At 66.7% G+C, this 12318-nt stretch carries 13 protein-coding genes; 4 read left to right on the top strand and 9 right to left on the bottom strand.

Features of this window, described 5'->3' with window-relative positions; translation table 11 throughout:
• Positions 1-63 precede the first annotated feature (63 nt).
• A complete protein-coding gene (locus AU193_RS19810; RefSeq protein ID WP_064424090.1) occupies positions 64-996 on the top strand; it encodes an LLM class flavin-dependent oxidoreductase in 933 nt (310 codons plus the stop codon).
• Between the two features lie 14 nt (positions 997-1010).
• On the opposite strand, the gene AU193_RS19805 is transcribed toward AU193_RS19810, so the two are convergent.
• Positions 1011-2174 (bottom strand): acyl-CoA dehydrogenase family protein, encoded by a 1164-nt coding sequence (locus tag AU193_RS19805; protein ID WP_064424089.1) that lies wholly within the window; start codon positions 2172-2174, stop codon positions 1011-1013.
• Positions 2175-2242: 68 nt separating this feature from the next.
• Here AU193_RS19805 and AU193_RS19800 point away from each other — a divergent pair, with 68 nt between their 5' ends.
• Complete coding sequence (locus tag AU193_RS19800) at positions 2243-2716, top strand: SRPBCC family protein (RefSeq protein ID WP_064424088.1); 474 nt, start codon at positions 2243-2245, stop codon at positions 2714-2716.
• Positions 2717-2813: 97 nt separating this feature from the next.
• Here the strand turns inward: AU193_RS19800 and AU193_RS19795 are convergent, their stop codons facing one another.
• From AU193_RS19795 to AU193_RS19765, 7 genes are read right to left on the bottom strand one after another with little or no spacing between them, the layout of a single operon-like run.
• Positions 2814-3728, bottom strand: a complete 915-nt coding sequence (locus AU193_RS19795) for an alpha/beta hydrolase (RefSeq protein WP_064424087.1) — start codon at positions 3726-3728, stop codon at positions 2814-2816.
• A gap of 4 nt (positions 3729-3732) precedes the next feature.
• Positions 3733-5241 carry an NAD(P)/FAD-dependent oxidoreductase gene (locus AU193_RS19790; RefSeq protein ID WP_253867965.1) on the bottom strand — a complete coding sequence of 503 codons (1509 nt, stop codon included), beginning with the start codon at positions 5239-5241 and terminating at the stop codon, positions 3733-3735.
• A complete protein-coding gene (locus AU193_RS19785; protein WP_064424085.1) occupies positions 5238-5957 on the bottom strand; it encodes an SDR family NAD(P)-dependent oxidoreductase in 720 nt (239 codons plus the stop codon). Before AU193_RS19785 ends, AU193_RS19790 begins: the two co-directional genes overlap by 4 nt.
• Entirely contained in the window at positions 5954-6700 is a 747-nt protein-coding gene (locus tag AU193_RS19780) for an HpcH/HpaI aldolase/citrate lyase family protein (RefSeq protein WP_064424084.1), read from the bottom strand. Before AU193_RS19780 ends, AU193_RS19785 begins: the two co-directional genes overlap by 4 nt.
• Positions 6697-7665 carry a zinc-binding dehydrogenase gene (locus AU193_RS19775; RefSeq protein ID WP_064424083.1) on the bottom strand — a complete coding sequence of 323 codons (969 nt, stop codon included), beginning with the start codon at positions 7663-7665 and terminating at the stop codon, positions 6697-6699. Before AU193_RS19775 ends, AU193_RS19780 begins: the two co-directional genes overlap by 4 nt.
• A 1-nt stretch (position 7666) precedes the next feature.
• Positions 7667-8911, bottom strand: a complete 1245-nt coding sequence (locus tag AU193_RS19770) for a cytochrome P450 (protein ID WP_064424082.1) — start codon at positions 8909-8911, stop codon at positions 7667-7669.
• A complete protein-coding gene (locus AU193_RS19765; protein ID WP_064424254.1) occupies positions 8908-9645 on the bottom strand; it encodes a hypothetical protein in 738 nt (245 codons plus the stop codon). The genes AU193_RS19770 and AU193_RS19765 overlap by 4 nt, the downstream gene beginning before the upstream one ends.
• A 72-nt stretch (positions 9646-9717) precedes the next feature.
• On the opposite strand from AU193_RS19765, the gene AU193_RS19760 reads away from it, so the two are divergent.
• Together AU193_RS19760 and AU193_RS19755 are read left to right on the top strand one after the other, a co-directional pair.
• Positions 9718-10536 carry an SMP-30/gluconolactonase/LRE family protein gene (locus AU193_RS19760; protein WP_064424081.1) on the top strand — a complete coding sequence of 273 codons (819 nt, stop codon included), beginning with the start codon at positions 9718-9720 and terminating at the stop codon, positions 10534-10536.
• Positions 10533-11348 (top strand): thioesterase family protein, encoded by an 816-nt coding sequence (locus AU193_RS19755; RefSeq protein WP_064424080.1) that lies wholly within the window; start codon positions 10533-10535, stop codon positions 11346-11348. The genes AU193_RS19760 and AU193_RS19755 overlap by 4 nt, the downstream gene beginning before the upstream one ends.
• Here the strand turns inward: AU193_RS19755 and AU193_RS19750 are convergent, their stop codons facing one another.
• Positions 11349-12110 (bottom strand): MarP family serine protease, encoded by a 762-nt coding sequence (locus AU193_RS19750; protein WP_064424079.1) that lies wholly within the window; start codon positions 12108-12110, stop codon positions 11349-11351. It lies immediately after the preceding gene.
• Between the last annotated feature and the right edge of the window lie 208 nt (positions 12111-12318).

Genomic DNA, 12318 nt, shown 5'->3' with positions numbered 1-12318 from the left:
GAGAATGTCGTTACCATGCGAACCGCGGAAAGTACAGCCTCGACGGTGAAGGGAATTGCGGACATGGAGAAGCCCGAGATCGGCGTCTATCTGCCTCAGATGGGCTTCACCTACCAGCAGATGCTGGACCGCACCCGGCGCTGCGAGGAACTCGGCATCGAATCGCTGTGGCTCTACGACCATCTCTACGGTCCGGGCGTGCCGGAGTATCCGTCGCTGGAGGCGTGGACGCTGGCGACTGCGTTGCTCAGCAACACCGAGCGCATCCGGGTCGGACATATGGTGCTGTGCAACCAGTTTCGCCACCCCGCCCTTCTGGCGAAGATGGCCACCACGCTCGACCAGATCTCCGCGGGCCGACTGCGGCTGGGGCTCGGCAGCGGCTCGATCGAGGACGAACACGACCGGGTCGGGTTGCCCTGGGGAACCTTTCGGGAGCGTTCCGAACGCCTCGGCGAGACGCTGGAGATCCTGACCCAGGCCTTCGCCGACGAACGAATCGACTTCCGCGGCAAGCATTTCACCGTCACGGACTTCCCCGTCAAACCCGGTCCTGCGCAGCAGCCCAGGCCGCCGATCGTGGTCGGCGGCGTCGGCGAGAAGTACACGCTGCCGTTGGTCGCCCGGTACGCCGACGTGTGGAACGTGCCGACGTACGCGCTGGGCGAACTGCAGCAGAAAGTGTCGGTGCTGCGGGCCATGTGTGAGGACGCCGGCCGTGATCCGTCGAGCATCGTGCTGTCGGTCGAGGCGGTGATGGCGCTGGCGCCCGACGACGCGTCGCTGCCGGACGTCCGGCGGCTAGCCGAGAAGCGCTTCGGCGCACCGGCATTCGGATTACGCGAGGGCGGCCTGATCGGGACGCCGTCCGCCGTCGTCGACCGGCTGCACGAACTTCACGAACTCGGTTTCGGCCAGATCGTGCTGTTCACCCACGATCGCGCATCCGACCAGACGTTGGATCTGCTGGCCTCCGAGGTGATCGCGCGCCTCTAGGTGTCTCGGTACATCTAGGCGGGACGCTTCGCCGGCGGTGAGTAGTTCGGCCGGCCGAGCCCCAGCGCGTGCTGGGCGATCATGTTGCGGAACACCTCCAGCGTGCCGCCGTAGATGCCCGCGGGCCCGGCCAGGCGGAAGGCGTACTCGACTCCCCCGTCGTCCGCGGCGCCCTCGACGCTGGTCGGCAGGCTGGCGGCCGTGCCCAGAAGATCCATCAGATCCGGTGCGACGTCGCGCATCGTCTGTGCATTCGCCACCCGGCCGAACATCTCCGGCGTGCTCATCGCCGCCTCGATCCTGGCGATCGCGCGGCCGAGGCGATACCGGACCGAATCCTCTTCGCTGGCAACGGCTGCGGCGTGGTCGACCGCCTCGGCCAGCAGCAACAGGTGCTCGGTCATCGTCGCCAGCTTCTGCAGACCCTGGTCGTCGCGTTCGACGGTTCCGTGCTCGGCGTTGAGCGCCTCGCGCAACACCGACCAGCCGCCGTTGAGGGCGCCGACACGGTACCTGTCGTCGACGCGGACGTCGCTGTAGTAGGTGATGTTGGTGCGGTCGCCGTCGACGGTGCGGATCGGCTGGATCTCGATGCCCGGCGAGGACAGCGGTACCAGAAACATCGTCAGGCTCTGGTGTTTCGGCGCATCGGGGTCGGTGTTGGTGATCAGGAACGCGTAGTGCGCGTTGTGCGCATTGGACGTGAACATCTTGGAGCCGTTGATCACCCAGGCGTCGCCGTCGCGCACCGCGCGGGTTTTGCACGTGGCGACGTCCGAGCCGCCCTCGGGCTCGGTGTAGCCCAGGCACAATCGGTAGTGCCCCGAGAGCACCTTCGGGAGTATTTCGTGCTGAAGTTCCGCCGAGCCGAACTGCTGAAGGCTACGCGCCACCATCATCGTCGTGGGCCAGTGGAACCACGGTGTGTGGGCGCGGCCGATCTCCAGCTCCCATATCCGGCGGCGAACGGCGTTGAACCCGCCTTCGCCCTCGGAATTGAAGTCCGCCGCGAGGTATCCGCGCGCGGCGAGCGCAAGATGGACGCCCTCGTCGAAGTTCTCGCCTGTTTCGCGATCACGCCGGATGACCTCATCGGTGACGACGGAGCGTAGGAAGTCCCGGAGCTCGTCCTGGAACGCCCGGTCGTCCTCGCTCAGCTGTACGCGCGAGAAGTCCACCCGGACACCGTGACACTATTGCAGTTAGTTGTAAAGTCTCAAGCGGTTCATCCACGGAAGGCAGCACATTGGGCATCGTTACCACCAGTTCGGAGACAGCGTTTCGACAACCGGCGGAGGCGATCTACGACTTCGTCACCAACCCGGCGAACTGGCCCAAGACGTATCCCACCAGCGCCCACATCGGCGGATTACCCGACCACCTGCCGTTGCGCGTCGGCGACACCTGGACCGAGACCGGTCCCGACGGCGACCGCATCTTCACGTGGCACCTGGCCGTCGCCGTGCGTCCGACCATCTGGGTGTTCACCTCGGTCGGTCCGCTCGGCCACGACCGCGACGGCAACGGGGGTATGCAGGGCCGTATCACGGTCGAGTACCACTTCACCCGGCCAGGCGAGGACATCACGCTGTTCACCCGCACGATGACGGTCGAGGCGTACAAGCATGCTCCGCTGCCGGACGGGTTCTTTCGAGCGGTCAACCCGGCACACATCGACGCCTACCACGCCGCGATCGCCCGCGAACTCGCCAGTTCCTGACTCCAGCCCAGTTACCCGCGAGCGTGCGCGCCTGCACACGACACGCCGCCGCATCGCAGCACCTTACGCACGCTCACGCCCGGCGAGCGTGCGTCAACTAGCCTCCGTGCAACGCGCGCCGCAACGCCGCACCTTGGAGCTCGAACAGCCGAACGCTGGTGTCCCACTCCGGAAGCAGCGAGTCGAACCCGTGGCAGGTGCCCGGAAACACGTGCAGTTCGGTCGCGACGCCGGCCCGCATGAGCCGCAGCGCATACTCCACCGCTTCATCACGCAGCGGATCGAGCTCGGAGCAGCTGATGAATGCGTTTGCGACCCCGGATAATTCGGCGGCCCGAGCCGGAACCGCAGACGCGTCGGCGGCGGCTTCACCGACGTAGTGCCGCCACATCATCTCGGTGGCGGGCCCGTCGAAACCCGGCGTCGTGGTGAACTCCATCTTCGATTCGGTGGGCCGGTCGTCGAGCACCGGTTGGTGCAGCAGCTGGAACACCACCGGCGGCGCCGACGAAGCCGCCGAGCGTTGCGCGAGTCCCGCCGCGAGCGCGCCGCCTGCGCTGCTCCCCGCAACCGCCAGCCTGGTGGAGTCGAGTCCGAGTTCGGTCGCACACTCGTCCGCCCAATTCAGAACGGTCAGCCCGTCATCGAGCGCTGCCGGGAACGGGTGTTCGGGCGCCAGCCGGTAGTCGACCGAGAGCACGGTACAACCGCCGCGCCTGGCCAGTTCGACGCACTGCAGGTGGTCGGTGTCGAGGTTGCCCAACACGAACGCGCCCGCATGGCAATAGATCACCGCGGGAGACGGTGCGGCCGCGCCGCGATAGATCCGCACCGGAACCGAGTGTGCGACCCGCTCCTCGATCTCCACGACGATGTCGTTGAGCGTCCTGGCGGTTTCGGCGCGGCGCTGATTGAGCGAGTCACGCACGACGCCGAGCAACCCGGGCGACAGGTCGGTGCGGGCCTCCGCAAGGTGGCACAGCGCGGGGTCGAGTCGGTCGACGACGGTCACGACGTCACCGCCTCGCAGCGGTCGGGGTCTCCGCCTTCGCCGCGCGGTCCTGCCGTGGCGGGTCGAACGTGTAGTCGGACGCCTTGAACCATCTCGTCATACCCCAGAAAGCGCGGGCACTGCGCGGCCACTGCGTGACGACCCGGCCGTTGGCGGCGCGGAAGTAGTTGCTGCAGCGCGTCAGCCAGACGGTGCCCTCCATCCAGCGGTCGATCTTGGCCAGGAACGCCGCCATGGTGCGCGGCCGGACCGCGATGTACGACCCGCCCTTGCGCCGGAGGTACTTCAGTGCCCGCACGACGTAACGCGCCTGCGCCTCGAGCATGAAGATCACGCTGTTGGACCCGACGTTGGTATTGGGGCCGTAGAGCATGAAGAAGTTGGGGAACCGCGGCACCGCCATACCGAGGTAGGCGTAAGCCCCGTCGCTCCAGGTCTCGCGCAGCGTGACCCCGCCCTCGCCGACGACGTCGATCTGCCCCAGGTAGTCGGCGGCGGCGTAACCGGTCGCGCAGAGCACCACGTCGACGTCGAGTTCGGTGCCGTCCTCGGTCACCAGCGACCGCGCCCGCAACGCTCGCGCCGGGCTCGCGACGACCTCCACGTGCGGTTGTGTCAGCGACTGCAGGTAATCGGTGGCGAACACCAACCGCTTACAGCCGAAACGATGGTCGGGGGTCAGCTTGTCACGTAACTCGTCGTCGGGGATCGTCGCCTCGAGCACCTTGAGCGCGATGCCCTTGAACTCCTGCGTTTTGTCGCTGCCGTTCTCGATGACCGCGATGTTCGACTCGCTCCGCAGCCACAACCGGGACCGGTAGATCCTCTTGGCCAGCGGGATGTTGCGGAACATCCACTTCTCGCGCTCGGTGTAGGGGCGGTCGGGTTTGGGCAGTATCCACGTCGGTGAGCGCTGTACCGAGTAGACCCGCTCAGCCACCCGGGCGACTTCCGGAACCAGTTGCGCTGCAGTGGATCCCGTGCCGAGCACCGCCACCCGCTTGCCGTTGAGGTCGACGCCGTGGTCCCACCGCGCGGTGTGCATCACTGTGCCGGTGAACGGTTCCTCTTCCACCAGGTCGGGCATGACGGGCCGGGTGAACAGGCCGACCGCGGAGACCACCACGTCGAAGACGAACCGCTCGCCGGTGCCAGTGGTCAGCTCCCATTCGTCGCCTGACCACCGCGCCGAGGTGATTTCGGTGTTGAGCCGCAGGTGCGGGGCGAGTTCGTAGCGCTGCGCGCAGCGTTCAAAGTATTCGAGGATCTCTTTCTGCCCAGACCACAACCGCGACCAGTCCGCGTTCAGGTCGAACGAGTAGGAATAAAGATGTGACTTCACATCACAGGCCAGACCGGGATAGGTGTTGATGCGCCACGTACCACCGACGCCGTCCTCGCGGTCGAAGATCGTGAAGTCGTGAAATCCTGCCTTGCGCAGAAAGATCCCCAGAGCCAGCCCGCCGGGCCCGGCACCGATGATCCCGACGGAGAGGCTCGTCTTGCCTGTCACATTCGGACGCATTGGCCACCGTCCACGACGAGTTCGGCGCCGGTGATGAACGACGCGTGATCCGACACCAGGTAGGCGACCGCGTCGGCCACCTCCATCGGCCGGCCGAGCCGGCCGAATTGCGCGGTCAACCTGCTCTGCGTCGCGTCGTCGAGCATCGGCGTCGCGATCGGTCCGGGAAACACCGCGTTGACCCGAATGCCCGCGGGCGCCAGTTCGGCCGCGCAGATCTGGGTGAGCCCGCGCAGCGCCCACTTCGACGATCCATAGGCGGCGTGCGCCGGAAACGCTCGCATGGCACCGGTACTACAGGTGTTGACGATCGCCGCACCGTCGGCCTGACGCAGGTGCTCGAGCGTGGCCTGGATACCGAGGAAGGGACCCAGACAGTTGACGCGCCAGCTGGATTCGAATCCTGCCGCGGTCTCATCGGCCAGCGCCGCACGGTGCAGCACCCCGGCGTTGTTCACCAGCGTCGTCACCGGACCGAACATCTCACCGACGGTCTTTACCGCGGCGGCCCACTGCGCGGCCGACGTCACGTCCAGACCGACAGCGATCACGCCGTCGTCGCCGAACTCGCCCCCCGACTGCTTCAACTCGTCGAACAGCAGATCGCATGCGGCGACGCGAAAGCCGTCTGCACGCAGCCGCTGTACGATCGCCGCGCCCTGCCCCTGGGCGGCGCCCGTCACCAGCGCGACGCGTTCCGTCATTGGGCCTCCCGCAGGATTTCGGACGCACCGTGACGCAGCGCCTGCGACTCCGATGCTAGTGTCAGCATGCGAAAGCCCAACTCGGACACTTTCTTTCCGTTCTCGGCTCCACCGGCATGGATGCCCGCGACCAGCCCCGCGGACGTCGCGGTGGCAGCGACACGGGCGATCGCGTCCAGCATGGTCGAGGCGCTCCATGCCTCTGCGGGCGTGTGGCCGAGGGCGATGGCCAGATCCGCCGGCCCGACATAGACACCGGTCAGGCCCGGTACGGCGCAGATCTCGTCGACAGCGGCCAATCCGGGCGCGCTTTCGATCATCACGAAGACGCTCACCCGCGCTTCGTGTTCGGCGGGGTCGCGGCCGAGGCCGGCGCGCAGGGGCCCGTAACTGCGCACTCCCGCAGGCGCGTAGCGGGTGGCCGACACCGATGCCGCTGCCTGCTCGGCCGATTCGACCATCGCCACGATCACTGCGTCGGCACCCGCGTCGAGCACCCTGCCGATGGGCGCGGGATCGGTCGACGGGACACGCACCGCGGTAGCGATCGGCACATGCTCCAACCTCCGCAGCAGCAATGCGACGTCGGCGTCGTCGAGGTAGCCGTGCTGAATGTCGAATCCGACGTAGTCGTAACCGGCCCGGGCGAATTCCTCCGGGCCGATGATGGTAGGGCCGACGACCCAACCGCCCCACACCTGCTCCTTGGCCGCGAGCGCGTCCTGCAACCTGCTGGGGGTCACTGCACGATCGCGATCTTGATGCGGTCGGGCGCCGGGCGGCACGCCAGTTCGAAGGCCGCCTGGGTGTCCTCGACGCCGAATGTGTGCGTCACGTAGGCCGGCAGCAGGTCGCGGCGGTGCCGGACGAACTCGTTGGCCGCGGCCAGCATCCGTCGCCGGTCCAGGGTCACACCGGACTTGAGCGTCAGGTTGTTGCGCAGCATGGTGCGCATGCTGATCGGATAGCTGTCGTCGTCCGGCACACCGAAATAGAACACGGTGCCGCCAGGGGCGACCGCCTCGATCGCGTGACCCAGCGTGGCGACCTGGTGTCCGACGGCTTCGATCACCACATCGGGTCGATCGCCGGGTTCCAGGTGGCTCACCCACCGGTCGCTGGTGGCACGCACGATCGTGTCGACACCGAACTCCTTGGCCACCGCGTCGCGGTCGACCGGGTCGACGCCCGTTACGCGACGCGCACCGAAAGCCTTTGCCGCATAGGAGAACAACAGGCCGATCGATCCCTGTCCGATCACCGCGACATGCAGGCCCTTGAGTTTGGGCAACTGTTCGACCGCATACAGCACGCACGCCAGTGGCTGCAGTGCGACGGCGTACTGCGGGCTCAGGTTGTGGTCGTAATACGCCAGCCCGTCACCGTCGGCGACGACGTGCTGCATCAGGCCGTCGAAGCCGGACGCCCAGCCGACGACCCAGTCCCCCACACCGTGGCTGCGATGCCTGCTGGCGATCACCTCGCCGACGACCTCGTGGATCGGGAAGCCCGGCATCTCGGCCGCGCTGAGTCCGCGATCGCCGGCGATCTTGCCGCGAACGCCCCGGAACGGGGGTAGGTCGCTGCCGCAGACGCCCGCCGCACGGAAGCGCAGCAGCACCTGCCGATCCGCCAGCGACTCCGGCGTCGTCTCCGGAATGTCTTGCCGCTCGAACGTATACGGCGCGACCAGTCGATAGGACCACATCTCACACCTCCACGTGGACCTCGACGGGAACACTGTTCCAGCCCCACTGGAAACTCGACGGCGGGCGGGACACGGCCTCGCCGTCGACGCGCCAGTCACCGACCCGGTTGAGCCATTCGGTCACCATGATGCCGATCTCCAGCCGCGCGAGGTGCACCCCGAGGCAGAAGTGTTGCCCGCGACCGAAGGCCAACAGGTGCTCGATGGGACGGTCCCAGATGAACGCGTCCGGATCGGAGTACTCGCGTTCGTCGCGGTTGGCCGACGCCAGCAGCGTGATGACCCGCTGACCCGGCGCCAGCGTGGTGTCGTGGAGGGTGAACGGCTTGCGGACGGTGCGCGCAAACCATTGCGCCGGCGCGCAATACCGGATCATCTCCTCGCGCGCGACTCGTACGTGGGCGTCGAGGTCGCTGCGCACGGCGCACAGCTGGTCGGGCCGAATCCCGAGCTCCCACACCCCGTGCGCGACGATCTTCGGCACCGTTTCGGTTCCGCCGATGAAGATCCCGAGCAGCTGGGTCGCGGCCTCGACGTCGTTGAACGCCGAGCCGTCCGGCAATCGGTACTCGATCAGGTTGTCGGCGATCGGGTTCTCGCCGGGATTGGCCCTACTGCGCTGGATGATCGGAACGAGATACTCTAGGTAACCGGGCCGCGCGTTGGCGACCTCCACGCCACTGCCCGGCTGCGCGAGGCTGCCGGCGTTGACGGTCGACAGGACATCGGCCGCCAATTCGATTGGCAGGCCGAGCAATTCGCACACCACCGACGCGGCGACGATGCCGCCGTAGTCCTGCGTGAGGTCGAAGGTGCCGCGCGGCAGCAGCTCGTCGAGGCGCTCGTTGGCCAGGGCGCGAATGCGGTCGGCCAATCTTCCGACCGATCTCGGCCGGAACGGAGCCGACGTGCACCTCCGCACGGTGTCGTAGATCGGCGCGTCGAAGTTCGCGTGGAAGGGCATCGGATGCAGTGCCGGGTCAGGCACCGGGCCGTCGTTGTGCATCGCGAGAACGGTTGCCGCGGGCAGGGTTCCCTCGGAGGCGACGAATGTGCCGTCGTTGACCTCCAGCACTCGCCAGATGTCCTCGAAACGAGACAGCGCGTAGGTGTCCCATTTCTCGACGTAGTACACGGGATGCCGATCGCGCAGTGTTCGGTAGAACTGCAGTGGATCGGCCATCACCGCCGGATCGAACGGATCGTAGGAAAAGTCCTGCAGCACTTCGGACTTCTGAGTGTTCATTGCAGCGGTGACGGTGGTAGGGCCTGCAGAATGGAGTCTTCCCAGCCGTCGCGCAACGCGGGCGCGACGCTCATCCAAGTGACGATCTCGGCGGGTGGGCTGTCCTTCCACGACGGGTAATGGTTGGCGAAACAGTCCCAGTCGCCGTCGAGAGCCCAGTAGTGGATGACCTCGTTGAAGCGGAACGTCGTGATGAACGAACCGAGCCAACGCTTTCCGGTGCGTTCCGACCACGGCACATAAAGGCGTTCCAGTTCGCGGATGTAGTCGTCCTGGCGGCCGGGTTTGGTCTGCATGATCTCCTGAATCACCAGGCCGGCACCGAAGTTCGCCTCCTGCAGCTGCGCAAGTGTCCGATTGTATTTGCCCGCGTACATGATGCGACCCTCCCCCGAGGCGCCGATCTCGGCCAGAAACGTCGACCACTTCTTCGCGGCTTCCTCATGGGTGCCGCCCCGCGCCTGGGCCTTGCCGATGCGCGCATAGTCGGCGAACTCGTCGATCTCCCAGATGATCGTGACCTGCGGCCAGTGGCCGTTGTACGGCGTCGTCTCCCAGATCGCGAACAACCGCGCGCCCAGGTCGGCCATCATCGGATGGTAGACGTCGCCGAAAACCTCAATGAAATTCTCTTCGCGCGAGCGCTCATCGCCGATGAACCGGTCGGCGCACTCCGAACCGAGCGCAATGGTCTCGTGGAGATAGAGCAGGGTATGACCGTAGTACTTCTTCATGACCTGCACCCAGTTGACAGTGACACCTTGCGAGCGTGACACTTGTCGCGTGTTTTGTAAAGGTGTGCCCGGATGGCGCTGACGCCGCTGGCGAACGGGTTCTGCTTCGGCGAGGGGCCACGCTGGTTCGAAGGTCTGCTCTGGTTCTCCGACATGCTCGGCGAAGCGGTGCACACCGTCGACCTCAACGGTGACCTGACGACCCTGCCGTTGCCCGGGCACGCGCCGGCCGGCCTCGGGTTCCGGCCCGACGGCTCGTTGCTGATCTCCTCTACCGAGTTGCGCCACGTGCTGCGCTACGACGGCGAAAACGTCACGACGATCGCCGACCTGTCCGCGATCGTCCCGGCCCCCCTTGGCGACATGGTCGTCGACAGGGACGGCCGCGCCTACGTCGGCTCCCAGGCCCGCGACGGCGGTGTGATCGTGCGACTCGATCTCGACGACACCTTCACCGTCGTCGCCGACGGGCTCGATTTCCCCAACGGAATGGTGATCACTCCCGACCGCACGACGCTGATCGTCGCGGAGTCGACCGGACGGCGCCTGAGCGCATACTCGATAACGCCCGACGGTGCCCTGACTGAGCGTCGAACCTTCGCCGACGGGCTGGACGGGCCACCGGACGGCATCTGCCTCGACGCCGAGGGCGGCGTGTGGGCGGCGATGACGCTGGCCCATCAGTTCGAGCGGATCGCCGAGGGCGGCATCGTCACCGATCGCATCGACATCGGTGAGCGAACCGCGATCGCCTGCGCGCTCGGCGGTTCCGAGCGTCGCACTTTGTTCCTGGTGTCCAGCACCGACGCGTACCCGCAACGGCTGAAAGGCACCAAGCTGTCGCGCGTCGATGCGATCACGGTCGACATACCGGGAGCGGGCCTGCCGTGAGCGATTCCTACTACGAGCTCATCGACGACGCCGATCCGCTCGGCGAGAAGATCCGCGCGACCGATCTGGTTCGCAGCACCTGGTCGGCGGCGATCCAGCACGGAGCTCCGGTGTCCGCCATCCTGGTTCGCGCGCTCGAACGCTGCCAGGCCCGCGACGACACCCGCTTGAGCCGGGTGCTGATCGACCTGCTCGGCGCTGTTCCCGCCGAGGGCGATCTGTGGGTACGGTCGCGAATCGAACGCTCCGGCAAGCAGATCGAGCTCGTCAGTTCCGAGCTCCTCGCGTCGCGGCCGGACGCAGAACCGCGGCCCGTCGCGCGGGCCAGCGGGTGGCGGTTCAAGACCGTCGACACCCACGCCGTGCAACATGCGCCACAACCTCCGCTGCGTCCACTGTCAGAGGCGAAAAGCCGTGACATGAAGAAGGACTGGGATCGCAACTACGTGCACAGCCTCGACTGGCGATGGTTGACCGAACCGCTCTGCGAGGGCCCCGGTGAGTCGTGGATCCGCCCAGAGGTCGATCTGGTCAAGGGTGAGACCATGACACCGATGGAGCGGCTGTTCGCGGTGGCCGACGACGCAAACGGTATCGGGACCAAACTCGACATCGGCCGCTGGACGTTCATGAACACCGACCTCGTCGTGCACGTACACCGAATCCCGGAGGGCGAGTGGATCGGCATCCGCGCGGAGACCAGCTACGGACCCGACGGCATCGGTACGACGCTCGGCACGCTGTTCGACGAGACCGGCGCGGTCGGCGCCATACAGCAGTCAGTGCTCGTTCGTCCGATGCCTCAGCGCTGATCAGGGTGTGCAGGGGCCGGTTGCGACGGGCATGTGGGCGCGCACGCCGTCCGCCACCATCGCGGCGACCTGCTTGGCGGTCACCACGAAACCGGTCTCCGGGTCGTCGATAGCGGCCCCGAAGCTGATGCCGAGCATGTGGCCGTTCAGGTCGATCAGTGGTCCACCGGAGCCGCCGTGCCGGATCGGTCCCCTGATGACGTAGACCTCGCGATTCACCGTCGTGGTGCGGTAGATGTCGGCCACCAGAAGCTCCATCACCTTGCGGATTCGCGCGGGGGTGGCCACGAACGGCCCTCCGCCGGGATATCCGAGCACGACGGCGTCGGTTCCGGTGACGGCGGTGTCCTGTTCCATCGAGAGTGTGGGCGCCCTCAGATCGGGCACGTCGAGCACGGCGACGTCCATCGCCGAGTCGTAAACCACGACGGTGGCGGGTATTTCCCGATCACCGACCCAGACGTTGACGATGTCCGCGCCCGCGACGGTGTGCGCGGCTGACATCACTCTGTTCGGCGCGACGACAACCCCGCTGCCGTCCACCGTTCTCGCACACTGGAGAGCTTGGGTGTGAATCCTGACCACGCTGCGGGCCGCCTCCGCGACAACCGCGCGCTCGGCCAGCGTGGCTTCGGGGGCGGCGACGTTGGTGATCGCGACCGGAGTCGGCTCCTCCGGGATGAGGTCGAACGATCCCCCGATGGCGCCGCAGCCGGTCACGCCGATCGCGACCAGGCATACCGCAAGCAATCTCGACCTCATTGCCGAAACGATAACTCCGCGGAAGGCGATCGGAGGTCAAGCTCTCGAGCCAGTCGACTAGGGCGTGTCTGACAAAGGTTTCGGGTGTTGTGCCTGAGGCTTGAGGGATGTCGCGATTTGAGTCGTTGTCGGATGCCCAGTGGGCATTGATCGAGGATCTGTTGCCGGTGCGGACAGGCAAGCGGGGCAGGCCTTTCCAGAATGCCCG

The sequence above is a fragment of the Mycobacterium sp. GA-1285 genome (assembly GCF_001499905.1).
In the GTDB taxonomy this organism is placed as follows: domain Bacteria; phylum Actinomycetota; class Actinomycetes; order Mycobacteriales; family Mycobacteriaceae; genus Mycobacterium.
Note: the sequence above shows the minus strand (reverse complement) of the source record. Positions and strands in the feature narration are given on the sequence as shown.

Coding starts and splice junctions, on each gene's coding strand:
- AU193_RS19775 (WP_064424083.1), bottom strand. CDS start 7,665: ATGTGGTCCTATCGACTGGTCGCGCCGTATACGTTCGAGCGGCAAGAC.
- AU193_RS19760 (WP_064424081.1), top strand. CDS start 9,718: ATGGCGCTGACGCCGCTGGCGAACGGGTTCTGCTTCGGCGAGGGGCCA.
- AU193_RS19770 (WP_064424082.1), bottom strand. CDS start 8,911: ATGAACACTCAGAAGTCCGAAGTGCTGCAGGACTTTTCCTACGATCCG.
- AU193_RS19750 (WP_064424079.1), bottom strand. CDS start 12,110: ATGAGGTCGAGATTGCTTGCGGTATGCCTGGTCGCGATCGGCGTGACC.
- AU193_RS19810 (WP_064424090.1), top strand. CDS start 64: ATGGAGAAGCCCGAGATCGGCGTCTATCTGCCTCAGATGGGCTTCACC.
- AU193_RS19765 (WP_064424254.1), bottom strand. CDS start 9,645: ATGAAGAAGTACTACGGTCATACCCTGCTCTATCTCCACGAGACCATT.
- AU193_RS19785 (WP_064424085.1), bottom strand. CDS start 5,957: ATGACGGAACGCGTCGCGCTGGTGACGGGCGCCGCCCAGGGGCAGGGC.